The 24,330-nt window shown below is 68.3% G+C and carries 23 protein-coding genes and 1 pseudogene; 20 read left to right on the top strand and 4 right to left on the bottom strand.

What is annotated here, in order from left to right:
• Window positions 1–47: 47 nt before the first annotated feature.
• On the top strand, window positions 48–839 hold the full coding sequence (locus A5708_RS03535; protein ID WP_065027298.1) for an electron transfer flavoprotein subunit beta/FixA family protein: 792 nt from the start codon (window positions 48–50) through the stop codon (window positions 837–839).
• Window positions 840–873: 34 nt separating this feature from the next.
• Complete coding sequence (locus A5708_RS03530) at window positions 874–1,830, top strand: electron transfer flavoprotein subunit alpha/FixB family protein (protein WP_065027297.1); 957 nt, start codon at window positions 874–876, stop codon at window positions 1,828–1,830.
• Between the two features lie 167 nt (window positions 1,831–1,997).
• Here the strand turns inward: A5708_RS03530 and A5708_RS03525 are convergent, their stop codons facing one another.
• The gene (locus A5708_RS03525) at window positions 1,998–2,429 is read right to left on the bottom strand and encodes an SRPBCC family protein (RefSeq protein ID WP_065027296.1); all 432 of its coding nucleotides are present in this window, start codon (window positions 2,427–2,429) and stop codon (window positions 1,998–2,000) included.
• An 86-nt stretch (window positions 2,430–2,515) separates the two neighbouring features.
• Between A5708_RS03525 and A5708_RS03520 the strand changes: the two genes are divergently transcribed.
• From A5708_RS03520 to mnmA, 4 genes are read left to right on the top strand one after another with little or no spacing between them, the layout of a single operon-like run.
• Entirely contained in the window at window positions 2,516–3,361 is an 846-nt protein-coding gene (locus A5708_RS03520) for a GNAT family N-acetyltransferase (protein ID WP_065027295.1), read from the top strand.
• Window positions 3,358–4,203, top strand: coding sequence for a lysophospholipid acyltransferase family protein (locus tag A5708_RS03515; RefSeq protein ID WP_065027294.1), 846 nt, complete (start codon window positions 3,358–3,360; stop codon window positions 4,201–4,203). The genes A5708_RS03520 and A5708_RS03515 overlap by 4 nt, the downstream gene beginning before the upstream one ends.
• Window positions 4,204–4,236: 33 nt before the next feature.
• On the top strand, window positions 4,237–5,415 hold the full coding sequence (locus tag A5708_RS03510) for a cysteine desulfurase family protein (protein ID WP_065027293.1): 1,179 nt from the start codon (window positions 4,237–4,239) through the stop codon (window positions 5,413–5,415).
• A complete protein-coding gene (gene mnmA / locus A5708_RS03505) occupies window positions 5,416–6,492 on the top strand; it encodes a tRNA 2-thiouridine(34) synthase MnmA (protein WP_065027292.1) in 1,077 nt (358 codons plus the stop codon). It abuts the gene before it with no gap.
• Window positions 6,493–6,499: 7 nt separating this feature from the next.
• Here the strand turns inward: mnmA and A5708_RS03500 are convergent, their stop codons facing one another.
• Window positions 6,500–7,144 (bottom strand): sensor domain-containing protein, encoded by a 645-nt coding sequence (locus tag A5708_RS03500; RefSeq protein ID WP_196772523.1) that lies wholly within the window; start codon window positions 7,142–7,144, stop codon window positions 6,500–6,502.
• Between the two features lie 99 nt (window positions 7,145–7,243).
• On the opposite strand from A5708_RS03500, the gene A5708_RS03495 reads away from it, so the two are divergent.
• The 9 genes from A5708_RS03495 to A5708_RS03455 all read left to right on the top strand — a co-directional run bounded on the left by A5708_RS03495 (window position 7,244) and on the right by A5708_RS03455 (window position 17,097).
• Complete coding sequence (locus A5708_RS03495) at window positions 7,244–8,272, top strand: methionine synthase (protein WP_065027291.1); 1,029 nt, start codon at window positions 7,244–7,246, stop codon at window positions 8,270–8,272.
• A gap of 64 nt (window positions 8,273–8,336) precedes the next feature.
• Complete coding sequence (locus tag A5708_RS03490) at window positions 8,337–8,819, top strand: SRPBCC family protein (protein WP_065027290.1); 483 nt, start codon at window positions 8,337–8,339, stop codon at window positions 8,817–8,819.
• Entirely contained in the window at window positions 8,816–9,145 is a 330-nt protein-coding gene (locus A5708_RS03485) for an ArsR/SmtB family transcription factor (RefSeq protein WP_065027289.1), read from the top strand. The genes A5708_RS03490 and A5708_RS03485 overlap by 4 nt, the downstream gene beginning before the upstream one ends.
• A gap of 43 nt (window positions 9,146–9,188) precedes the next feature.
• Window positions 9,189–11,270, top strand: a complete 2,082-nt coding sequence (gene ligA / locus A5708_RS03480; protein ID WP_065027288.1) for an NAD-dependent DNA ligase LigA — start codon at window positions 9,189–9,191, stop codon at window positions 11,268–11,270.
• Window positions 11,271–11,274: 4 nt separating this feature from the next.
• Window positions 11,275–12,387 (top strand): cystathionine gamma-lyase, encoded by a 1,113-nt coding sequence (locus tag A5708_RS03475; RefSeq protein WP_065027287.1) that lies wholly within the window; start codon window positions 11,275–11,277, stop codon window positions 12,385–12,387.
• Window positions 12,388–12,448: 61 nt separating this feature from the next.
• Window positions 12,449–13,057 (top strand): TetR/AcrR family transcriptional regulator, encoded by a 609-nt coding sequence (locus tag A5708_RS03470; RefSeq protein WP_155765873.1) that lies wholly within the window; start codon window positions 12,449–12,451, stop codon window positions 13,055–13,057.
• A 211-nt stretch (window positions 13,058–13,268) separates the two neighbouring features.
• Window positions 13,269–13,673, top strand: coding sequence for an MmpS family transport accessory protein (locus A5708_RS03465; protein ID WP_065027285.1), 405 nt, complete (start codon window positions 13,269–13,271; stop codon window positions 13,671–13,673).
• The gene (locus A5708_RS03460) at window positions 13,670–16,588 is read left to right on the top strand and encodes an RND family transporter (RefSeq protein ID WP_065027284.1); all 2,919 of its coding nucleotides are present in this window, start codon (window positions 13,670–13,672) and stop codon (window positions 16,586–16,588) included. Before A5708_RS03465 ends, A5708_RS03460 begins: the two co-directional genes overlap by 4 nt.
• Before the next feature lie 74 nt (window positions 16,589–16,662).
• Window positions 16,663–17,097 (top strand): hypothetical protein, encoded by a 435-nt coding sequence (locus A5708_RS03455; RefSeq protein WP_081292804.1) that lies wholly within the window; start codon window positions 16,663–16,665, stop codon window positions 17,095–17,097.
• A 52-nt stretch (window positions 17,098–17,149) separates the two neighbouring features.
• On the opposite strand, the gene A5708_RS03450 is transcribed toward A5708_RS03455, so the two are convergent.
• Window positions 17,150–17,806 (bottom strand): amino acid-binding protein, encoded by a 657-nt coding sequence (locus A5708_RS03450; protein ID WP_155765871.1) that lies wholly within the window; start codon window positions 17,804–17,806, stop codon window positions 17,150–17,152.
• Between the two features lie 108 nt (window positions 17,807–17,914).
• Between A5708_RS03450 and gatC the strand changes: the two genes are divergently transcribed.
• The 5 genes from gatC (at window position 17,915) to gatB (ending at window position 23,757) form a co-directional block, all read left to right on the top strand.
• Window positions 17,915–18,214, top strand: coding sequence for an Asp-tRNA(Asn)/Glu-tRNA(Gln) amidotransferase subunit GatC (gatC, locus tag A5708_RS03445; protein ID WP_064950317.1), 300 nt, complete (start codon window positions 17,915–17,917; stop codon window positions 18,212–18,214).
• Window positions 18,211–19,692 carry an Asp-tRNA(Asn)/Glu-tRNA(Gln) amidotransferase subunit GatA gene (gene gatA / locus A5708_RS03440; RefSeq protein WP_065027281.1) on the top strand — a complete coding sequence of 494 codons (1,482 nt, stop codon included), beginning with the start codon at window positions 18,211–18,213 and terminating at the stop codon, window positions 19,690–19,692. Before gatC ends, gatA begins: the two co-directional genes overlap by 4 nt.
• Before the next feature lie 78 nt (window positions 19,693–19,770).
• Window positions 19,771–20,802 carry an ATP-dependent 6-phosphofructokinase gene (locus A5708_RS03435; RefSeq protein ID WP_065027280.1) on the top strand — a complete coding sequence of 344 codons (1,032 nt, stop codon included), beginning with the start codon at window positions 19,771–19,773 and terminating at the stop codon, window positions 20,800–20,802.
• A gap of 293 nt (window positions 20,803–21,095) precedes the next feature.
• Window positions 21,096–22,115, top strand: coding sequence for a MinD/ParA family ATP-binding protein (locus A5708_RS03430; RefSeq protein ID WP_231117804.1), 1,020 nt, complete (start codon window positions 21,096–21,098; stop codon window positions 22,113–22,115).
• Between the two features lie 127 nt (window positions 22,116–22,242).
• Window positions 22,243–23,757 carry an Asp-tRNA(Asn)/Glu-tRNA(Gln) amidotransferase subunit GatB gene (gene gatB, locus A5708_RS03425; RefSeq protein WP_065027278.1) on the top strand — a complete coding sequence of 505 codons (1,515 nt, stop codon included), beginning with the start codon at window positions 22,243–22,245 and terminating at the stop codon, window positions 23,755–23,757.
• Between the two features lie 37 nt (window positions 23,758–23,794).
• Here gatB and A5708_RS03420 read toward each other — a convergent pair.
• Window positions 23,795–24,330, bottom strand: a pseudogene (locus A5708_RS03420) (sorbosone dehydrogenase family protein); the annotation flags it as partial.

The raw sequence follows: 24,330 nt of genomic DNA, 5'->3' as shown, positions 1-24,330 counted from the left end.
TTGCAGTCGATCGCTGCGGACCCCTTCGAGGAGGACGAACCACACTCATGACGAACATCGTGGTCCTGATAAAGCAGGTCCCAGACACCTGGTCGGAGCGCAAGCTGTCTGACGGCGACTGGACGCTCGACCGCGAGGCTGCCGACGCGGTGCTGGATGAGATCAACGAGCGCGCCGTCGAAGAGGCCTTGCAGATCCGCGAGCGGGAGGGCGGCGAAGGCTCGGTGACGGTACTGACCGCGGGCCCCGAGCGCGCCACCGAGGCCATCCGCAAGGCCCTGTCGATGGGCGCCGACAAGGCCGTCCACCTCAAGGACGACGGCCTGCACGGTTCCGACGTGGTCCAGACCGGCTGGGCGCTGGCGCGTGCGCTGGGCACCATCGAGGGCACCGAGCTGGTCATCGCCGGCAACGAGGCCACCGACGGGACCGGCGGCGCGGTGCCGGCCATCATCGCCGAGTACCTGGGCCTTCCGCAGCTCACCCACCTGCGCAAGCTCTCCATCGAGGGCGGCAAGGTCACCGGCGAGCGCGAGACCGACGACGGTGTCTTCAACCTGGAGGCGAGCCTGCCCGCGGTGGTCAGCGTCACCGAGAAGATCAACGAGCCGCGCTTCCCGTCCTTCAAGGGCATCATGGCCGCCAAGAAGAAAGAGGTCACGGTGCTGACCCTGGCGGAGATCGGCGTGGAGAGCGACGAGGTCGGTCTGGCCAACGCCGGGTCGTCCGTGCTGTCGTCCACGCCGAAGCCGCCGAAGACCGCGGGTGAGAAGGTCACCGACGAGGGCGAGGGCGGTAACGACGTCGCCAAGTACCTGGTTGCCCAGAAGATCATCTGACCCGATTCCCAAGACGAGAAGAGCGAGATAACCCATGGCTGAAGTTTTGGTGCTCGTCGAGCACGCCGAAGGAGCGGTGAAGAAGGTCACCGCCGAATTGATCACCGCCGCCCGCGCTTTGGGCGAGCCGTCCGCCGTCGTCGTCGGTGCCCCGGGCACGGCCGCGCCGCTGGTCGACGGGCTGAAGGAGGCCGGCGCCGCCAAGATCTACGTCGCCGAGTCCGACGATGTCGACCAGTACCTGATCACCCCGGTGGTCGACGTGCTGGCCGCGCTGGCCGAGTCCAACGCCCCGGCGGCGGTGCTGCTGGCCGCCAACGCCGACGGCAAGGAAATCGCCGGCCGGCTCGCGGCCCGGATCGGATCCGGTCTGCTGGTCGACGTGGTCGAGGTCAAGGAAGGCCCGAAGGCCATCCACTCGATCTTCGGTGGTGCGTTCACCGTCGAGGCGCAGGCCAACGGAGACACCCCGGTGATCACCCTGCGCGCCGGAGCCGTCGACGCGGAGCCGCAGGCCGGCGCCGGTGAAGAGGTCAAGGTCGAGGTCCCGGCCCCCGCCGAGAACGCCACCAAGATCACCGCCCGCGAGCCTGCGGTCGCCGGTGACCGCCCGGAACTGACCGAGGCCACCATCGTCGTCTCCGGTGGTCGCGGCGTCGGCAGCGCGGAGAACTTCAGCGTCGTCGAGGAGCTGGCCGACTCGCTGGGTGCGGCCGTCGGTGCGTCGCGCGCCGCCGTCGACTCCGGCTACTACCCGGGCCAGTTCCAGGTGGGCCAGACCGGTAAGACGGTCTCGCCGCAGCTCTACATCGCGCTGGGCATCTCCGGTGCCATCCAGCACCGCGCGGGCATGCAGACGTCCAAGACGATCATCGCGGTCAACAAGGACGAAGAGGCACCCATCTTCGAGATCGCCGACTACGGCGTGGTGGGCGACCTGTTCAAGGTCGCTCCGCAGCTGACCGAGGCGATCAAGACGCGCAAGGGCTGAGTCTCTCGGCCGCAAGCCCCCGGTGCTTCGGTGCCGGGGGCTTTTGCGTTCGGGGCGGGTCGGCGCCGTCCTCTGCGCCATGCACCGAACTCCGAATCCGCTAGCCCCCCTGCTAGCGGATTGCGAAGTCACACATCAGTTCTCGGGGCCGGTCGTCCGACGTCCCGCTAGGCGCCGGTCAGCATCGTGTCGATGCGGCGCACGGCGACGGCGCACACCGTCAGGTAGGGCGCGGACCACCACGGCACGCAAATGCTCACCCGCGCGCCGCCGCCCACCGGGTCCACCCGGTGCCGGGTCGCGGGCACACCGGCCACCTTCCACGCCCAATGGCGCCCCGGCTCGAACTCGGTGACCTCGAACGGCACCGCGACCAGCAGGGAGGTCTGCACGGTGCCGGTCGCGCGTAAGCCCAGCTCGGTGTGCGGCGCGTCCAGCCGCGCCCCCCGAATCGTCGGACCCCACTTCGGCCACGCGTCCAGGTCGACCAGTAATTCCCACACCGCGGCCGGGGGTGCGGCGATTTTGCGATCGGCGGTCAGCATCATCCCTGCCGCGTACCCGCGGATGCCGTTGCCCGCACCGGGGGCGGGGCTCATTTTCGCGACAGTTCGTCATCTCACGTGCACCGACACGTCACAGCGTCGATGCCGACTAGCACATCGACTACGCCACGTTGGGGTTCATGAGCATTGCTTCAGTCCTCATACCCAGCGATAAGCCGACCGGTGCGGCCACCAGCTCGTCGGCCGCACCCCGCTACTCCCTGTTGCTGTCCACCGACCCCGCCATGATCGAGGCGGCACAGCGACTCCGATACGACGTGTTCACCAGCACGCCCGGCTTCGCGCTGCCGGCCGCCGACCAGGAAGGACGGGACGTCGACAGGTTCGACGAGTTCTGCGACCACCTGTTGGTGCGCGACGACGACACCGGAGAACTGGTCGGCTGCTACCGCATGCTGGCGCCGGCGGGGGCCATCGCGGCCGGCGGGCTCTACACCGCCACCGAATTCGACATCCGCGCGCTCGACCCGCTGCGGTCTTCGCTGGTGGAGATGGGACGCGCCGTGGTGCGCGACGGGCATCGCAACGGCGGCGTCGTCCTGCTGATGTGGGCCGGCATCCTGGCCTACCTGGACCGCTACGGCTACGACTACGTGACCGGGTGCGTGTCGGTGCCCATCGGGGGCGAATCCGACGTTCCGGGCAGCCAACTGCGCGGCGTCCGCGACTTCATCCTGAGCCGGCACGGGGCCCCGCCGGAATACCGCGTCCACCCGCACCGGCCGGTGGTGGTGGACGGGACGGCGATCGACGACATCGCGCCGCCCGCGCGGCCCTCGGTTCCGGCGCTGCTGCGCGGTTACCTGCGGCTGGGCGCCCAGGTGTGCGGCGAGCCCGCGCACGACCCGGACTTCGGCGTCGGTGATTTCTGCGTCCTGTTGGACAAGGCGCACGCCGACACCCGATATCTCAAGCGGCTCCGATCGGTCTCCGCGGCGTCGGAAATGGCGGGCGGCCAGCGATGAACGCCCCCGCGGGCACCGGGCACTCCTGGCTACCGCGCGCCTCCTGCGACGCCGGTTGTGTGGGCGCGGGCGACATGGTGGCGTCGCCGCCGCTGCGCAGGGCGCTGCGGGTGACGCTTCGCCTCATGCTGGCGCTGCTGCTCGCGCCGGGGCTGCCGCTACTGGCGGTGCCGCTGCCCGGCCGCACCCGCGTGCAGCGCATCTACTGCCGCTTGGTGCTGCGCTGTCTCGGTGTCCGAATTACCGTGACGGGCAACCCGATTCGCAACCTGAGCGGGGTGCTGGTGGTGAGCCCGCACATGTCCTGGCTCGACGTCTTCGCCATCGGTTCGGTGCTGCCCGGGTCGTTCGTCGCGCGGGCCGACATGTTCACCGGCCCGGCGACCGGGATCGTGGCCCGCATCCTGAAGATCATCCCGATCGAGCGGTCCAGTCTGCGGCGCCTGCCCGCCGTGGTGGACGCCGTCGCCCGCCGGCTGCGCGCCGGTCAGACGGTCGTCGCCTTTCCGGAGGGCACCACCTGGTGCGGCCGGGACCGCGGCGCCTTCTACCCGGCGATGTTCCAGGCCGCGATCGACGCCGCCCGTCCGGTGCAGCCGCTGCGGCTGACCTACCACCACGTCGACGGCAGCCCCTCGACGGTGCCGGCCTTCGTCGGCGACGAGACCCTGCTGAGCTCGATCCGTCGGCTGCTCGTCGTGCCACGCACGCTGGCCCGGGTGCACGTCGAGTCTCTGCAGCTCCCCGGGACGGACCGGCGCGCCCTGGCCGGCCGCTGCCAGTCCGCGGTGGGTGCCGGAACCGCCCGGCGCGCTGGTCACGGGCACGTGCTGGTGGCCTGAGCAAACGGGCGGGCCGGTATCGTGGGTCGCGTCATGGTCTACCTGGATCACGCCGCCACCACCCCGATGCACCCCGCCGCCGTCGAGGCGATGACGGCTGTGCTGGGCACGGTCGGCAATGCGTCCTCGCTGCACACCAGCGGCCGCGCGGCGCGGCGCCGCATCGAGGAGTCGCGCGAGCTGATCGCCGACCGGCTGGGCGCACGCCCCTCGGAGGTCATCTTCACCGCCGGCGGCACCGAGAGCGACAACCTGGCGGTCAAGGGCATCTACTGGGCCCGCCGCGACGCCGAGCCGCGACACCGGCGCATCGTCACCACTGAGGTCGAACACCATGCCGTGCTGGACTCGGTGAACTGGCTCGTCGAGCACGAGGGCGCCGAGGTCACCTGGCTTCCGACCGCCGCCGACGGGTCGGTGTCGGCGGCGGCGCTGCGCGAGGTGCTCACAAGCCACGACGACGTCGCGCTGGTCTCGGTGATGTGGGCCAACAACGAGGTCGGCACCGTGATGCCGGCCGCCGAACTCGCGGCCGTCGCGGCCGAATTCGGCGTCCCGATGCACAGCGACGCCGTTCAGGCGGTCGGGCAGCTGCCGGTCGATTTCGCCGCCAGCGGTTTGTCGGCGATGAGCGTGACCGCGCACAAGTTCGGCGGGCCGCCCGCGGTGGGCGCGCTGCTGCTGCGCCGCGACGTCGCCTGCGTGCCGCTCGCGCACGGCGGCGGGCAGGAGCGCGACATCCGCTCGGGCACCGCCGATGTCGCCGGGGCGGTCGGAATGGCGGCGGCGGCCCGGATCTCGGTCGACGGGCTCGAGGTCAACAGCGCCCGGCTGCGGGCGTTGCGTGACCGGCTGGTCGACGGGGTGCTGGGCGGCATCGAGGACGTCACACTCAACGGGGCCCGGGATCCGCTGCGCCTGCCTGGTAACGCGCACTTCACATTCCGCGGCTGCGAGGGCGATGCGCTGCTGATGCTGTTGGACGCCAACGGAATCGAGTGCTCGACGGGGTCGGCGTGCACCGCCGGCGTTGCGCAGCCCTCGCATGTGCTGATCGCGATGGGCGCCGACGCGACCAGCGCCCGGGGGTCTTTGCGACTCTCGTTGGGACACACCAGTGTCGACGCCGACGTCGATGCGGTGCTGCGGGTACTGCCCGGGGCGGTGGACCGCGCCCGTCGCGCCGCACTGGCCGCCGCGGGGGCGTCGTAAGTGAGGGTGCTTGCTGCGATGAGCGGTGGCGTCGACTCGTCGGTCGCCGCCGCCCGGATGGTCGACGCCGGGCACGACGTCGTCGGCGTGCACCTGGCGCTGTCCAGCGCGCCCGGCACGCTGCGCACCGGCTCGCGCGGGTGCTGCTCGAAGGAAGACGCCTCCGACGCGCGCCGCGTCGCGGATGTGCTCGGAATCCCGTTCTACGTCTGGGATTTCGCGGAGAGGTTCAAGGCAGACGTCATCGACGAATTCGTGTCGTCATACGCGCGCGGCGAAACCCCCAACCCGTGCGTGGTGTGCAATCAGAAGATCAAGTTCTCGGCGCTGTCCGCGAAAGCCGTCGCGCTCGGGTTCGACACGGTGGCCACCGGCCACTACGCCCGGCTCTCGAATGGCCGGCTGCGCCGCGCCGTCGATCACGACAAGGACCAGTCCTACGTGCTGGCGGTCCTGAGCGCCGAGCAGCTGCGCCACGCGGCCTTCCCGATCGGGGACACCCCCAAGCCGCAGATTCGGGCCGAAGCCGCCCGGCGTGGCCTGACCGTCGCGGAAAAGCCGGACAGCCATGACATCTGCTTCATCCCGTCGGGCAACACCCGTGCCTTCTTGGGCGAGCGCATCGGGGTGCGCCGCGGTGCCGTGGTCAACGCGGACGGCACCGTGCTGGCCGAGCATGACGGCGTGCACGGGTTCACCGTCGGGCAGCGCAAGGGGCTCGGCATCGCCGGGCCGGGACCGGATGGCCGCCCGCGTTACGTGACCGCGATCGACGCCGAGACTTCGACCGTGCACGTCGGCGAGGCGGCCGACCTCGAGATACGCGAAATGATCGGGCGAACACCGATTTTCACCTCGGGTGTCACGCCGTCCGGCCCGATGGAGTGCGCGGTTCAGGTGCGCGCGCACGGCGAAACAGCCGACGCGATAGCCGAACTGGTCAACGACGAGCTCGTGGTGCGGCTGCGCGCGCCGATGCGCGGCGTGGCCCGCGGCCAGACGCTGGTGCTGTACCGGCCCGATCCCGACGGTGACGAGGTGCTCGGCAGCGCCACCATCGCCGGCACCGCCCGCTGAAGCCGGGCTACCGCGGCATGTTCGCGGAGATATTCGTCATCACGATGTCGGACACCGATTGCGCGAAGCCGCAGAAGGTGACCTCCAGCATCGCCACCGACAGGATCCGGTAGTCGCGGCCGCACCCACCCGGCCGCAGGTGCAGCGAGGTGGCGTCGGCATTCCAGTCGCCGACGTAGAGCTGGCCGCTTGAGCCGTTCGCGCAGTCGCCGACGGTGCCGACCAGGGTGCCGAAGGCGCGCCGGGCGGTGTCGGCGTCGCGGTAGGCCGCGGCGCCTTCGGAGATCAGCGCGCCGTCGGGCGGGTCCTGAAACGTCGTCTTGTGAAACGCCTCGAGGTCGAGCCCGAAGGTCGCGGTCTCGGCGTAGATGAACCGGCACTCGCGCGGCGCGGTCTCGGCCAGCGCGTCGATGTCCACCGGGCTGGTGCCGTCCATCGACGGGATGATGGTCAGATGATCGCCGGCGCCGGTGATCGCGCGCATCCGCGACTGGTCCAGCAGGATCGTGTCGACGTCGACGCCGTGCACCACCCTGCGGTTGGCGCCCGATCCCGCCACGGCCGCCCCGTCCACCACCCGGGTGCACGCCGCCACCAGCGCCACCACCGCGCACACCACCGGTAGCCACGCCGATTTCGCCTTCTGCGACACGATTTCGCACCCCTTTGGCGTTGAACCTACCCGCGCCGTCCCGCGGCACACAGACCCCTGCCGACCGGCGGGTGGTGCGACGTCGAATACGGTTGCCCGGTGAGTGTTTTCACCCATCCCTTTGCCAACGCCAGCGGTGTCGGATCGTGGCCCGGCATCGCCGCGCGCCAAGCCGCCGAAGTCGTCGTGGGTGAACTCGCGGGCGCGCTGGCGCACATCGTCGAGCTGCCCGCGCGCGGAGTGGGTGCCGACATGCTCGGGCGGGCCGGCGCGCTACTGATCGACGTGGCCATCGACACGGTGCCGCGCGGCTACCGGCTGGCTGCGCGGCCCGGTGCGGTCACCCGCCGCGCCGTCAGCCTGCTCGACGAGGATATGGACGCGCTGGAGGAGGCCTGGGAGGCCGCCGGCCTGCGCAACCAGGGCCGGGTGGTCAAGGTGCAGGCGCCGGGCCCGATCACGCTGGCCGCCGAGGTCGAGCTGTCCAACGGCCACCGGGCGATCACCGACCCCGGGGCGCTGCGCGACCTGGCGGCGTCGCTGGCCGAGGGCGTCTCCGCGCATCGTGCGGGACTGGCGCGCCGGCTCGAGGCGGAGGTGGTGGTGCAGTTCGACGAGCCGTCGCTGGTAAAGGCCCTGGGCGGCGGCCTGAGCGGGGTGACCGCGCTGAGCCCGGTGGCGCCGATCGACGAGGAGGTGGCCGCGGGCCTGCTCGACGCCTGCGCCCGAACGGTGGACGGTGAGGTGCTGGTGCACTGCTGTGCCCCCGGCCTGCCGTGGGATCTGTTGCAGCGCAGTGCTTTTCGAGCAATCTCGGTGGATGCGGGGTCGCTGAGCGCGGCCGACCTGGATGGTGTCGCCGAGTTCGTGGAGTCCGGCCGCACCGTCGCGCTGGGGGTGGTCGCCGGCAACGCCCCGCCGCGCCGGCCGTCGGCGGAGGAGGTGGCCGCCGCGGTGGTCGCGGTGACCGATCGCCTCGGCTTCGCCCGTTCGGCGCTGCGCGACCGCATCGGCGTCACGCCCGCGTGTGGTCTGGCCGGTGCGACGCCGGCGTGGGCGCGGACCGCGATCGAGCTGGCCCGCAAGGCGGCCGAGATGTTCGCCGAGGATCCCGACGCCATCGGATAGGCAACCGAAAGGTTGCGCTTCCGGGCGCGCTGTGCTGAAGTGATAGGCAACCAGGAGGTTGCATATGAAGATCGAGAAGCACGTGGTGCTGCGCGCGCCGCTGGAGCGGGTGTGGCGGGCCATCAGCGACGCCGAGGAGTTCGGCCGCTGGTTCGGGGTGCGCTTCGACGGGCCGTTCGTCGCCGGGGCGTCGGTGACGGCGGCGATCAGCCCGACCGTCGTCGACGGTGAGGTCGCCAAGCGTCAGGAGGCGCACGCCGGGGTGCGCAGCACCTGGCAGATCGTCGCCCTCGAGCCGCGGCGCCGGTTCGCCTATCGCTGGCATCCGTTCGCGATCGACCCGGACGTCGACTACGACCACGAGCCGACCACGCTCGTCGAGTTCATCCTGTCCGAGCAGCCCGACGGCGTGCTGCTGACCATCACCGAATCCGGTTTCGAGGCCATTCCCGAGGCGCGCCGCGGGGGAGCGTTCGAGGCCAACGGCGAGGGCTGGGCGATCCAGACCACGCTGGTGCGCAAGTACATCGAAGGCGTCCGGGTATGAACGTCGCCGTCGACGCGCCGCTCTTCGACGCGCTGGGCGATCCCAACCGGCTGCGCATCATCGTGCGGCTCTGCGACGAGGGGCCCAGTTCCACATCGCAGGTCACCAGCGTCATCCCGGTCACCCGGCAGGCGGCCAGCAAGCATCTGCAGCTGCTGGAGTCCGTCGGGCTGGTGACCAGCAGCCGGCGGGGTCGCGAGCGGGTCTGGACGGTGCAGACCCAGCCCCTGGCGTCGGCCAGCGACTACCTGAGCCAGCTGTCCCGGCGGTGGGATGCCGCGGTGGATCGGTTGCGCGCCTTCGTGGAGGACGAAGCCGAGGACTGAGCGCGCCCGGTTTCGCGTCGGTGTCCTCGGATAGCCTGCCAAGGTGAGCGCAGCAGAAGCTGATTCGGTATCGCCCGAGGTTCGCCGGCGGTGGCAGGACCTCGCCGAAGAGGTCCGTGAACACCAGTTCCGCTACTACATCAAGGACGCCCCGATCATCTCGGACGCGGACTTCGACGCGATGTTCAACGAGCTTCTCGCGCTGGAGGAACGTCACCCCGAGCTGCGGGTGGCCGATTCCCCGAGCCAGCTGGTCGGCGGGGCGGGTTTTGCCACCGAGTTCGCCGAGGCGCAGCACCTGGAACGGATGCTGAGTCTCGACGATGTCTTCGATCGCGACGAGCTGGTGGCCTGGAGCAACCGCGTCGAGAACGAGGTCGGCAAGGAGCCGTACTACCTGTGCGAACTCAAGATCGACGGGGTCGCACTGGCGCTGGTGTACCGCGACGGCCGGCTGGAGCGCGCCGCGACCCGGGGCGACGGCCGGGTCGGCGAGGACGTGACGCTCAACGCGCGCACCATCGACGACGTCCCCGAGCGGTTGTCCGCCAGCAAGGACTTCCCGATTCCCGCCCTGCTCGAGGTGCGCGGCGAGGCGTTCTTTCTGCTCTCCGATTTCGAGGCTCTCAATGCCAGCCTGGTCGAAGACGGCAAGGCGCCGTTCGCCAACCCGCGCAACAGCGCCGCGGGGTCGCTGCGTCAGAAGAACCCGGCCGTCACCGCCCGGCGCAAGCTGCGGATGATCTGCCACGGCATCGGCCGCACCGAGGGGTTCGCACCCAAGACCCAGCACGAGGCCTACACCGCACTGAACGCCTGGGGGCTGCCCGTGGCCGAACAGACCGCGCGGGTGCGCGGCCTCGACGCCGTGGAGGAACGGATCGGCTACTGGGGTGAGCACCGCTACGATCTCGAGCACGAAATCGATGGCGTGGTAGTCAAAGTCGACGACGTCGCGCTGCAGCGCCGGCTCGGCACCACCTCCCGCGCGCCGCGCTGGGCCGTCGCCTACAAGTACCCGCCGCAGGAGGCGCAGACCAAGCTGCTCGACATCCGCGTCAACGTCGGGCGCACCGGACGCGTCACCCCGTTCGCCTTCATGACGCCGGTGAAGGTGGCCGGGTCGACGGTGGGGCTGGCCACGCTGCACAACGCCGCCGAGGTGAAACGCAAGGGCGTGCTGATCGGCGACACCGTGATGATCCGCAAGGCCGGCGACGTGATCCCGGAGGTGCTCGGTCCCGTCGTCGACCTGCGCGACGGCTCCGAACGCGAATTCGTCATGCCCACCGCGTGTCCCGAGTGCGGCACCACGCTGGCGCCGGCCAAGGAGGGTGACGCCGACATCCGCTGCCCCAATGCCCGGTCGTGTCCGGCGCAGTTGCGGGAGCGGGTGTTTCACGTCGCCGGGCGCGGCGCGTTCGACATCGAGGGTCTCGGTTACGAAGCGGCCATCGCCCTGCTCAAGGCCGAGGTGATCGCCGACGAGGGCGACCTGTTCACGCTCACCGAGGACGACCTGTTGCGCACCGAGCTGTTCCGGACGAAGGCCGGCGCCCTGTCCGCCAACGGCAAACGGTTGCTCGACAACTTGGACAAGGCCAAGAAGGTGGCGCTGTGGCGGGTCCTGGTCGCGTTGTCGATCCGGCACGTCGGGCCGACGGCCGCGCGCGCCCTGGCGACCGAGTTCGGCGATCTGGACTCGATCATGTCGGCATCGACCGAGCGGCTGGCCGCGGTGGAGGGCGTGGGACCGACGATCGCGGCGGCGCTCACCGAATGGTTCACCGTCGACTGGCATTGCGCCATCGTCGAGAAGTGGCGCGCGGCCGGTGTGCGGATGGCTGACGAGCGCGACACCAGTGTGCAGCGGACGCTGGAGGGGCTGACGGTGGTGGTCACCGGGTCGCTCGGCGGTTTTTCTCGCGACGAAGCCAAGGAGGCGATCCTGACGCGCGGGGGCAAGGCCGCCGGCTCGGTGTCGAAGAAGACCGACTACGTCGTGGCCGGCGATTCGCCGGGGTCCAAGTACGACAAGGCGATCGAGCTGGGGGTGCCCGTCCTCGATGAGGACGGCTTCCGGAGGCTGCTGGACGAGGGCCCGCCCGAAACCCCGGCGCAGTGAGCCGATGAGCAGCCGGTGCGGTGACTCCACCCGGAGCCTCAAAGCCATTGATATCAAGGCGATTTCGGGTCAACCGGTGGCGCCGCAAGCGGTGCTTGCCGCCACCTATCACCTGGCCGCCGACGAGACGAGTTCCTTGGACAACTACGGCCGCGGCTCCAATCCGACCTGGCGGCAACTGGAGTCGGCGCTCGCCGAACTGGAGGGAGCCACCGGCGCGCGGGTGTTCGGCTCGGGGATGGCGGCCATCAGCGCAGTGCTGCGCGCGCTGGCGACGCCCGGATCGACGGTGGTGGTGCCGGCCGACGGCTACTACCAGGTGCGCCGCTACGCTCGCGAAGACCTGGTGACCGTTGGCGTGACGGTCGTCGAGGCGTCGAGCGCGCAGATCTACGACGCCGCCGCGCACGCCGACGTGGTGCTGGCCGAAACGCCCACCAACCCGGCGTTGGACGTGATCGACGTGCACCGGCTGGCCGGCATCTGCCGGGACCGCAACGCGCGCTTGGTCGTCGACAACACCGCCGCGACGCCCCTGGGTCAGCAACCGCTGTCGTTGGGCGCCGACGCGGTGGTGGCCAGTGCGACCAAGGCCCTGTCCGGTCACGGTGACCTGCTGGCCGGCTACGTCGCCACCAGCCAGCCCGAGTTGCTGGCCGCGGTGGAGCGACACCGCCTGCTCGCCGGCGCGATCCTGGGCGGGTTCGAGGCGTGGCTTCTGTTGCGCAGCATGGCAACTGCCGGACTGCGCTTCGAACGGCAATGCCAGAACGCTCGGGCGCTGGCGACCATGCTGGCCCGCCACCCGGCGGTGCGGTCGGTGCGCTACCCGGGATTGGTCGATGACCCGGCGCATCCGGTGGCCATGGCCCAGATGCGCCGATTCGGGGCGCTGGTCTCCATCGAACTGGCCGACGCGGCCGCGGTGCACGCGCTGGTGGACCGCAGCGAACTGCTGATCGCATCCACGAGTTTCGGGGGCCTGCACACCTCGGTGGACCGCCGTGCCCGCTGGGGAGACCCGGTCCCCGACGGATTCGCGCGCATCTCGCTGGGCATCGAAGACACCGACGACCTGCTCGCCGATGTCGAACGCGCGCTGATGTCCTCGCACTGACGAATTCACATTCGTGGGGCCCGACTGCACCGAAACTGGTCCGCACCGCCCCACCGGCTCTATCGTGGGCTCTATGACCCAGACGGCCGACCGGTGCGAGCACGCGTCGCCGTGGTCGCCGCGCGAGGCCGAGATATTGGCCGTGACCCTGTCGCTGCTGCAGGAACACGGCTATGACCAGCTGACGGTGGACGCGGTGGCCAACGCCGCGCGCGCCAGCAAGGCCACGGTCTACCGACGCTGGCCGTCCAAAGCCGAACTGGTGCTGGCGGCCTTCATCGAAGGCGTCCGCCAGGTGGCGGTCCCGCCGAACACCGGCACGTTGCGTGGCGACCTGCTGAGTTTGGGGGAGGCGATCTGCCAGGAGGGTGGCAAGCACGCCAGCACCATCCGTGCGGTGATGGTCGAGGTCTCGCGCCACCGTGGGCTCCACGACGCCCTGCAGCATCAGTTCCTCGACCAGCGCAAAGCCCTTATCCAGTACGTTCTGCGGCAGGCGGTCGACCGCGGCGAGATCGCCAAAGACGCTCTCAGCGACGAGCTTTGGGACCTGTTGCCCGGCTACCTCATCTTCCGGTGCATCATCCCCGAACGGCCACCCACCCGCCGCACCGTGCAAGCGCTTGTCGATGGGTTCCTCATCCCGGGTCTGACCAGGTCCGCCGGGTAACGACGCCGCATGTCCGGGCCGGCTTCCGGCCGGAAATATATATCTGCGCGCCTCTTGTAGAGTACGGTCCCGTACCGTACTGTCAATACCTGTCGATCATGCTTATGATGTTGACAGCCGCGCTCGCCCCGAGCGTGAACCTGTCGCCCGAAATTCGAAAGGCTAACGGGTGAAAGGCTTTTCGATAGCGTCCCTGGTCAGGCGGGGATGGATGGTGCTGGTCGCTGTCGTCGTGGTGGCCGTCGCGGGGTTCTGCGTGTACCGACTTCACGGCGTCTTCGGCTCTCATAACAACACGTCGGCGGCCAGTGGCGTCTCCGAACAGACCGAACCGTTCAGTCCCAAGCACATCACCCTCGAGGTCTTCGGCGACCCCGGAGCGGTAGCGACCATCAACTACGTGGACATCAATGTGCAGCCGCGTCAAGTGTTGGACGCGGCCCTGCCGTGGTCGCTGACCATGGTGACGACACAGCCCGGAGCCTTCAGCAACCTTGTGGCGCAGGGCGACAGCAATTCCCTTGGCTGCCGCATCACGGTGGATGGTGACGTCAAGGACGAAAGGATCGTCAACCAAGTGAATGCCTATACCTTTTGCCTGGTGAAGTCCGCATGAGTGACGATCAATCCCCGAAACCCGCTCTGGCGCAAGCTATTCGTCGATTTTCCGTGCCGATCCTGTTGCTGTGGGTCGCGCTGGCAGCCGTCTCGAATATCGCCGTACCGAATCTGGAGGACGTGGCCAAAGCGCACAACGTGTCTCTGAATACCCCAGCCGCGCCGTCGTTTCAGGCGATGCAACACATCGGCAAAGTGTTTCACGAATTCGATTCCGACAGTGCGGCCATGATCGTTTTAGAAGGCGATAAGCCGCTGGGCGATGATGCCCATCGGTTTTACGACGCTCTGGTCCGCAAGCTAGAGCACGACACCAAACACGTGGAGCACGTGCAGGACTTCTGGGGGGATCCGCTGACGGCGGCGGGCTCACAGAGCAAAGACGGCAAGGCCGCATACGTTCAGGTGTACCTTGCCGGCAACCAGGGCGATGCACTGGCCAACGCGTCCGTCGACGCTATCCGCGAGATCGTGGCGCATACGCCCGCACCGCCCGGGGTGAAGGCCTACGTGACCGGCGCGGCCCCGCTGGTCACGGATCAATTCGAAGTGGGCAGCAAAGGTATCTTCAAGGTGACCGTGATCACCGTGCTGGTGATCCTGGCGATGTTGTTTTGGGTTTACCGTTCCGTCACAGCGGTTTTCGTGCTGGTCACAGTCATCGTTGAAATGGCTGCGGCCCGGGGAATTGTCGCGTTTCTGGGAAGCGTCGGATTGATCGGGCTCTCGACCTATGCGACGAATCTGCTCACGCTGCTCGTCATCGCAGCCGGCACCGACTATGCGATCTTTTTCGTCGGCCGCTATCACGAGGCGCGGCATGACGGGCAGGACCGCGAAACAGCTTTTTACACCATGTATCGCGGGACGACACACGTGGTATTGGGTTCGGGTCTGACCGTCGCCGGCGCGGTGCTCTGCCTGCGATTCACGAGGCTGAATTATTTTCAAAGCCTGGGCATTCCGGCCGCAATAGGCATCGGGGTCGCACTGATGGCCGCCCTCAGCCTGGCCCCGGCGGTGATCACCGTGGGCAGTCTTTTCGGGCTGTTCGACCCGAAGCGCCAGATGGCGACTCGGGGCTGGCGGCGCATCGGCACCGCGATCGTCCGCTGGCCCGGCCCCATCCTGGTGGTGGCGACCGGGGTGGCCCTCATCGGTCTGCTCGCTTTGCCCGGGTACAAGACGAATTACGATGCTCGGCCTTACATGCCGGCCAGTGCCCCGGCCAATACCGGGTACGCGGCGGCGGAGCGGCATTTTTCCCAAGCCCGGCTCAATCCCGAACTGTTGATGATCGAAACCGATCACGATATGCGGAACCCGGCCGACATGATCAACCTGGAAAGGGTGGCCAAAGCGATCGCCCACCTCCCGGGTATCTCCCAGGTCCAATCCATGACCAGGCCTTTGGGGACCCCGATTGAACACACCTCGTTGGCTTTTCAGATCAGCGCAGGCAGCATCGGCAACATCGAAAACCTGCATTATCAGAAAGAACGGGCGCAGGATTTGCTCAAGCAGGCCGACAATCTGAGAGATACGATCAACATCTTGCACCAGCAGTACGCGCTGCAGAAACAGCTCGCCGCCTCGACGCACGACGAGACCCAAAGCTTTCACGATACGATCGCCATCATCAACGACCTGCGGGATAAGATCGCGAATTTCGACGACTTCTTGCGGCCGGTTCGCAGTTACTTCTATTGGGAAAAGCACTGTTTCGACATCCCGGCCTGCTTCGCGTTCAGGTCCGTCTTCGACGCGCTCGACGGCATTGATCAGCTCAGCGCGCAGTTCGAAAAGCTCACCGCGAGCCTGGACAAGTTGGATGCGGGCCAGCAGAAGTTGGTGACTCTGTTGCCACCGCAGATCCTCGACCAGGAGAAGAACCTCGGCCTGACGCTGTCCAACTACGCCACGAATTTCGGGATCAACGCTGCCACGCAGGCGAATACCGACACCGCGACCGCCCTGGGGCAGGCTTATGACGCGGCCAAGAACGACGATTCCTTCTACCTGCCCCCTGAGGCTTTCAACAATCCCGAGTTCAAAAGGGGTCTGAAGTTATTCCTCTCGCCGGACGGCAAGGCCGCACGCATGATCATCTCCCACGAGGGTGATCCCGCGACCCCCGAGGGCATCTCGCACATCGACCCGATCAGGAACGCGGCCAAACAGGCCGTGAAGAACACCCCTTTGGGGGACTCCAACATTTATCTCGCCGGCACGGCCGCAACCTACAAGGACATCGCCGACGGCGCCAAATACGATCTCATGATCGCGGGCATAGCCGCGCTGAGCCTGATTCTGCTCATCATGGTGATCATCACCCGGAGTCTGGTCGCCGCGATCGTCATCGTTGGCACGGTGGCGCTTTCGCTGGGCGCCTCTTTCGGGCTTTCCGTACTGCTGTGGCAGGACATCCTGGGTATCAAGTTGTACTGGATTTGCCTGGCGCTGTCCGTCATCATCCTGCTGGCGGTGGGATCCGACTACAACCTGCTGTTGATCTCCCGGTTCAGGGAGGAAATTCACGCCGGCTTGAAGACGGGCATCATTCGCGCCATGGCAGGCAGCGGGGCGGTGGTGACCTCTGCGGGCCTGGTGTTCGCCTTCACCATGGCCTCGTTCGTGTCCGCCTCCTTATTGGTACTCGGTCAGATCGGAACGACGATCGCCTTGGGGCTGCTGTTCGACACCCTGATCGTGCGGTCATTCATGACACCGTCCGTCGCCGTGTTACTGGGGCGCTGGTTCTGGTGGCCCCAACGCGTGCGCCCACGCCCGGCCAGCACGATGCTTCGCCCGTATGGTTCGCGTCAAGCGGTTCGTCAACTGTTGCTCTGGGAGGACGGAGATCCCGCGGTGGCGCCCGAATCGCCTTCGGCTGCAAGCCGATCGCGTGCCTGACAGGGAGCCGACACGCACTCGCATCCGGTCCGTCGGCAACGCAACGGGTCTTGTTCGTAAAGGAGTGAATGGACTTGGGCCTGTTTGGTTATTTGGCGGTGCTCGCCGGTGTGGCCGAATTGGTGTTCGCCGCCTTTGTCTTTGGTTACGTAAGGCGGCTTCTGGGGCGTGCGCCCACGCCGGTCAGCGAAGAAATCGGGGCCGCCAGAAAGGTCCTGGGTAAATTGCGCAGGGGCGAACCGATGTCGAAGGATGAATTGGATTTTGCGGCGCAAACGATCGCTGATCGTCGATCCTTGATGGCCTACTCGATCCCGGCCGCCGTTTTCACCATCGGATGCTTCATTGTTTTCAGTACCATTGAACTGCATGGAATCAGATCCCTGCGGATCTATATCGGGTTGTTCCCCATGTTGGGTGCCACGAACTTGACCATTCAGCTGCTCAGGATTGCTGCCTTGAAAGGGCGTCTGCCCGACGCCACAGCGCGACTCTCTGATCGCCGTTAATCACAGCAAAATTCGTTGTAGCCCAACATAACTCGATGCAGTTACTGCCGCGCTAACGCAGCATGGTGGCGACGATGCCGGCGAGGTAGCCCAACCGGGCGACCTCCGAGGGCCGGAATTCTGGGCCGGGCCGGCCGAGCACCACCGCGGTGTGCGGGTCGCCCAACGGGGCCGCGACCATCGTCACGTCCATATCGCGCCATGCCTTCGGCACCCACTCGGCGGTGCTGTCCAGCGTCGCGGCCCGCTCCAGCGGAAGCCACGGGGCCGAGTCCGCCTTGGTCTCCGGCGCGCCCGGACTGCCGGCCAGGCGCTGTAGCTCGCCGCCCGAGCTGCGCAGCACCGTGCACCAACTGACGCGCAGCACCTTGGGCGCCCCGTTGGCGAGGACCTGCAGTCGCGCCGCCTTGCCCTCGGCCGCGGCGACGTGGTCGAGGAGCTCGAGCTCGCGGTGCGCCTCCAGTAGACCGGTGTGCGGGCGCACGCTGTCCACCCGGACACCGGACAGGGACTCCGCGGCGGTGATCAGCGTGTCCGGCATGGCCCCCGGCGGCAGTTCGATCACCAGGTCGTCGGTCGCGTAACCCGCGCTGCGGTCCACGACGTCGAGCGACAAGATGTCGGCTCCCACCGAACCGAGCGCGACGGCCAGCGACCCCAGGCTGCCCGGCCGGTCGACGAGCTCGATGCGCAACAGATAGGAGGGCACGGCCAACACTGTTGCACAGGGATGCGTCAGCGGCATTTCGGATCGGCCCGGCGGGCGATGGCCAACGGCGTGTAGCGGCCCGCACCTTCGCGGCTAGGCTTTCCAGTCGTGTCCCAGATCTCCCGTGACGAGGTAGCGCACCTGGCCCGGCTGTCCCGGCTGGCGCTGACCGACAGCGAACTCGACAGCTTCGCCGGCCAGCTCGGCGCAATCCTGACCCACGTCAGTCAGGTGCAGGCGGTCGATGTCACCGGCGTCGAAGCGACCGACAACCCGCTCAAGGACGTCAACGTCACCCGGCCGGACGAGTCGACACCGTGCCTGACCCAGGCCGAGGCGCTGGCCGAGGCGCCCGCCGCCGTCGATGGCCGCTTCGCGGTTCCGCAGATCCTCGGGGACAGCGAGTGAACGAGATCATCCGGTCCGACGCCGCCGCGCTGGCCGCCCGGATCGCCGCCAAGGAGGTGTCGTCGGTCGAGGTCACCCAGGCGTGCTTGGACCAGATCCAGGCGACCGACGACCGCTACCACGCCTTCCTGCACGTGGCGGCCGACGAGGCGCTGGGCGCGGCCGCCGTCGTCGACGAGGCGGTGGCGGCCGGGGAGCGGCTGCCGTCGCCGCTGGCCGGGGTGCCGCTGGCGCTCAAGGACGTCTTCACCACGGTCGATATGCCCACCACCTGCGGGTCCAAGATCCTGGAGGGCTGGCGTTCGCCGTACGACGCCACCGTCACCTCGCGGCTGCGCGCCGCCGGAATTCCGATCCTGGGCAAGACCAACATGGACGAGTTCGCGATGGGCAGCTCGACCGAGAACTCCGCCTACGGCCCGACCCGTAATCCGTGGGACGTCGACCGGGTGCCCGGCGGCTCCGGGGGCGGCAGCGCCGCCGCGCTTGCCGCGTTCCAGGCGCCGCTGGCGATCGGGTCCGACACCGGCGGCTCCATCCGCCAGCCCGCGGCACTCACGTCGACCGTCGGCGTCAAGCCCACCTACGGCACGGTGTCGCGCTACGGCCTGGTGGCGTGCGCGTCGTCGCTGGATCAGGGGGGCCCGTGCGCGCGCACGGTGCTGGACACCGCGCTGTTGCATCACGTGATCGCCGGACACGACACCCTGGACTCCACGTCGGTGAAGGCGGCGGTCCCCGACGTCGTCGCCGCCGCGAAGGCCGGCGCGACCGGTGACCTCAAGGGTGTGCGCGTCGGAGTGGTCAAGCAGCTGCGCGGCGAGGGCTACCAGCCCGGGGTGCTGACCGCGTTCGAGGCCGCCGTCGAGCAGCTGACCGCCCTGGGCGCCGAGGTGAGCCAGGTCGACTGCCCGCACTTCGAGTACGCGCTGGCCGCCTACTACCTGATCCTGCCGTCGGAGGTGTCGAGCAACCTGGCCCGCTTCGACGCGATGCGCTACGGGCTGCGGGTCGGTGACGACGGCAGCCACAGCGCCGAGGAAGTGATGGCGATGACGCGCGCCGCCGGTTTCGGGCCGGAGGTCAAGCGACGCATCATGATCGGCACCTACGCGCTGTCGGCCGGTTATTACGACGCGTATTACAACCAGGCCCAGAAGGTGCGCACCCTGATCGCCCGCGACCTGGACGAGGCGTATCGCTCCGTGGATGTGGTGGTGTCGCCCGCGACCCCGACGACGGCGTTCCGGCTGGGCGAGAAGGTCGACGATCCGCTGGCGATGTATCTGTTCGACCTGTGCACGCTGCCGCTGAATCTGGCCGGGCACTGCGGCATGTCGGTGCCGGCCGGTCTGTCGCCGGACGACGGCCTTCCGGTCGGCCTGCAGATCATGGCGCCCGCCCTGGCCGACGACCGGCTGTATCGGGTCGGTGCCGCCTACGAGGCGGCCCGCGGATCCCTGCCGTCGGCGATCTAGGACACCCCACGCCCGGGTTCCCGGGCGATTTTGCGCTTGCTCGCGCCATGAAGCCGCCGCCGCGGGCAAGATGAGGGGATGCGGATCGGAGTGCTCACCGGAGGCGGCGACTGCCCCGGCCTCAACGCGGTCATCCGGGCAGTGGTGCGAACGTGCGACTCCCGGTACGGCTCGTCGGTGGTCGGGTTCCAGGACGGGTGGCGCGGACTGCTGGAGAACCGGCGCGTCCAGCTGCAGAACGACGACCGCAACGATCGCCTGCTGGCCAAGGGCGGAACCATGCTGGGCACCGCCCGCGTACACCCGGAAAAGCTGCGGGCCGGCCTGAACCAGATCAAGCAGACCCTGGACGACAACGGGATCGACGTGCTGATCCCGATCGGAGGGGAAGGCACGTTGACGGCCGCGCACTGGCTCTCGGAGGAGAACGTGCCCGTGGTCGGTGTGCCGAAGACCATCGACAACGACATCGATTGCACCGACGTGACTTTCGGCCACGACACCGCCTTGACCGTCGCCACCGATGCCATCGACCGGCTGCACAGCACCGCCGAATCGCACCAGCGGGTGATGCTGGTCGAGGTGATGGGCCGCCACGCCGGCTGGATCGCGTTGAACGCGGGCCTCGCTTCCGGCGCGCACATGACCCTGATCCCCGAGCAGCCCTTCGACGTCGAAGAGGTCTGCCGGCTGGTCAAAAGGCGCTTCCAGCGCGGAGATTCGCATTTCATCTGCGTAGTCGCCGAGGGCGCCAAGCCCATTCCCGGATCGATTGCGTTGCGGGAAGGCGGGATCGACGAGTTCGGCCACGAGAAGTTCACCGGGGTGGCGGCCCAGCTCGGCGCCGAAGTGGAGAAGCGGATCAACAAGGACGTCCGGGTGACCGTGCTGGGCCACGTCCAGCGAGGTGGCACTCCGACGGCCTACGATCGGGTGCTTGCCACCCGGTTCGGGGTGAATGCGGCCGACGCCGCGCATGCCGGCGAATACGGCCAGATGGTGTCGCTGCGCGGGCAGGACATCGGCCGGGTGCCGTTGGCGGACGCGGTGCGCCAGCTCAAGCTGGTGCCGGAAAGTCGCTACGACGACGCCGCGGCATTCTTCGGTTAGCAAGCGCCGCCGGGCAAACAACCGGTGGATCTGAGTGAACCGCGGCTTGAATTTGCCCGCAAATGATCCAGGTGGTTCGCAATTGCGGCACTTTGGTGGTTTCCGGACCGGTCCTTCGGGGTTATACCGGGAGTATGAGCAACCGCGGCGCGATTCGCGGATTCGTTCAGCAATCCGCAACAGCGGCGAGACCACCGGGCCCGCCGAATCCGATGCCCGGGCCGCGCGGGCGGCGCGCGAACGGCGACCCCGCAGCCACCACCGTCCCGCAGTCCCACGGCCCGAATCAGCCCGTGGCCGGCCCGCCCCAACCTCCGCCGGCCGCGCCGCCGCCACCCCCACGGGTGCCACCCCCGCCTCGGCCCGAGCCGATGCTGGGCGCGACGGCACTGGACCGCTTCGACGCGCACGACACGGACACCGCCGGGTTCAACTGGCGACAGCTGCTCCATCGCGTCACCGGGATCGAGATCGGCCCGGGCAAAAACACGGCCTACGAGAACGAGCTGCGGCAGCGCATCCGCGCGACGGTGGGCGGCGCCTTTCCGATCGCCGTGCTCAACCTCAAGGGTGGGGTCGGCAAGACGACGGTGGTGGAGGCACTGGGCTCGACGTTCGCCGCAGTGCGCCGCGACCGGGTGCTTGCCCTCGATATCGACGCCGGAGACTTGGCGGAGCGCCACGGCCGGCGCAACCCGCATAGCATGGCCGACCTGCTGCGCGGCGAGCCGGCGGCGCAATACGAGGACATCCGCGCGCTGACGTATATGAACGGCTTCGGGCTGGAAGTGCTCGGGTTGCCGGACTCCGACTGGCGTCTGGAGCGCCACGACATGCTGCGGGCCTTCTCGATGCTGCGAAACCAGTACTCGTTGGTTTTGGTCGACTGTGTCAAAACGCTCAATTCCGGTGTGATGGACGCCGTTCTACCGGAATCCCGCGCCCTGGTGGTGGTCACCAGCACCGCCATCGATGCGGTACGCAAGACACGTGCGACGCTGGAGTGGTTGTGCCACAACGGGTACGAATCGTTGATGCAGTGGACAGTGCTCGCCGTCAACCACGTCGAGCCGGCCAAGGTCGACGGCGTCGCCGTCACCGAACTCGACCGGCTGTCCGCCCGCGTCGGCGCCACCGTGGTGCTGCCGTTCGACCGGCACGTGCACGATGGGCGAAAGATCGCGCTGGACCGGCTGAGCAAAAAGAGCAGGCGCAGTTATCTGGAGATGGCGGCCGTGCTGGCCGACATGTTCCCGGGCCGGGGAGGGCAGCGCGACCAATTCCCGGTAGCGCGATCACCGCGCACCGGCTGAGACAGCCGCCGCGGTGGTGACCCGCTTCGCCCGGCTCCGCCGCGCTCGCGATCACCACGGTGTTGATCGGTGGTGACCCGCTTCGCCCGGCTCCGCCGCGCTCGCGATCACCACTAGGATCGAGCGCATGAGTGTTGCCGCCAGCGCCGATCTGATGGACTACGACGACGTCATCGCGCGCTTCGATCCGGTACTCGGCCTCGAGGTGCACGTCGAACTGTCCACCGTCACCAAGATGTTCTGCGGCTGCACGACCGCATTCGGCGCCGAACCCAACACCCAGGTCTGCCCGGTGTGCCTCGGCCTGCCCGGCTCGCTGCCGGTCCTCAACCAGAACGCGGTCGAGTCGGCCATTCGCATTGGTTTGGCACTGAACTGCGAGATCGTGCCCTGGTGCCGCTTCGCCCGGAAGAACTACTTCTACCCGGACCAACCGAAGAACTACCAGATTTCGCAATACGACGAGCCCATCGCCATCAACGGTTACCTCGAGGCACCGCTGGAGGACGGCACCACCTGGCGGGTCGAGATCGAGCGCGCGCACATGGAGGAGGACACCGGCAAGCTCACCCACATCGGCAGCGAGACCGGCCGTATCCACGGCGCGACCACATCGTTGATCGACTACAACCGCGCCGGCGTGCCGCTGATCGAAATCGTCACCAAGCCCATCGAGGGCGCCGGGGCCCGGGCGCCACAGATCGCCCGCGCCTACGTGACGGCGTTACGAGACCTGTTGCGCGCGCTGGACGTATCCGACGTCCGGATGGACCAGGGCTCGATGCGGTGTGATTCCAACGTGTCGCTCAAACCGGCCGGTGCCACGGAGTTCGGCACCCGGACCGAAACCAAGAACGTCAACTCGCTGAAAAGCGTTGAAGTCGCGGTGCGTTACGAAATGCAACGCCAAGCCGCGGTCTTGGCATCCGGCGGTCGAATCATTCAGGAAACCAGGCACTTTCACGAGGCCGGCGGTTACACCAGCCCGGGCCGCACCAAAGAGACGGCCGAGGACTACCGGTATTTCCCCGAGCCTGACCTGGAGCCCGTCGCGCCCAGCCGCGAGCTGGTCGAGCGACTGCGTCAGACCATCCCCGAGCTGCCGTGGTTGAGCCGCAAGCGTATTCAGGACGAGTGGGGCATCTCCGACGAGGTGATGCGTGACCTGGTCAACGCCGGTGCGATCGAACTGGTCACCGCGACCATCGAGCACGGCGCGTCCAGCGAGCAGGCGCGCGCCTGGTGGGGAAACTTCCTGATGCAGAAGGCCAACGAGGCCAACGTGGCGCTGGACGAGCTGACCATCACGCCCGCCCAGGTCGCCGCGGTGGTGGCGCTGGTCGACGAAGGCAAGCTGTCCACCAAGCTGGCCCGTCAGGTCGTCGAGGGTGTGCTGGCCGGCGAGGGAGAGCCCGAGCAGGTGATGACCGCCCGCGGTTTGGCGCTGGTGCGCGACGACTCGGTGACGCAGGCCGCCGTCGACGAGGCGCTGGCCGCCAATCCCGATGTGGCGGAAAAGATTCGCGGCGGCAAGGTGGCCGCAGCCGGCGCGATCGTCGGCGCGGTGATGAAGGCTACCCGCGGCCAGGCCGACGCCGCCCGGGTGCGCGAATTGGTGTTGGCCGCCTGCGGCCAGGGCTAGCCGGGGTTAGTCGACCGTCATCACGACGGCGCGCCCGTCAGCTCTTGTCGTCGCTGTTGCGCGGGAATCCGCCGCCCTGCGGGAAGAGCGGGAACACCACGTCGTCCAGCTTCTCGGCGTCCCCAGCCGTCTTGTTAACCGTTGCGCCCCAGACGTTTCCATCCGGCGACATGCGCAGCGCCCACGCATGCGCGTGGGTGTCCTTGCGGACGACGTCGGGCTCGCCGGTGACCGCGCCGGTGGCCGGCGCCAGCCGGACCGCCACAGTCAGCTTGGTGTTGATCAGGTTGACCAGCACGGTCCCGTCCATCGCCGCGCATCCGGCCACGCCCGGCTTGTCCGGCCACGTCCACACCGTGGACACATCCGACGTTTTGGTGATGCGCTGCAACCGATCTGCCGTCGGGGTGCGGTCGGCGACATACAGTGAGCCGTCCACCGGGTCGGTGCACAGGCCGCCGCCGGCGCCCACCCCGGACAGCGCCGTCGTCGGCGGCGCCTGACCCACGGTGGTCGGCTGCTCGATCCGCAGCACCTTGCCTGCCAGCGATTTGGGGTCGGCGGCCAGCGCCG

Origin of the sequence: Mycobacterium colombiense, assembly GCF_001672755.1 — a bacterium.
Classification (GTDB): Bacteria; Actinomycetota; Actinomycetes; order Mycobacteriales; family Mycobacteriaceae; genus Mycobacterium; species Mycobacterium colombiense_C.
The sequence above is the reverse complement of the archived record's forward strand: the minus strand, read 5'-3'. Positions and strand labels throughout refer to the sequence as shown.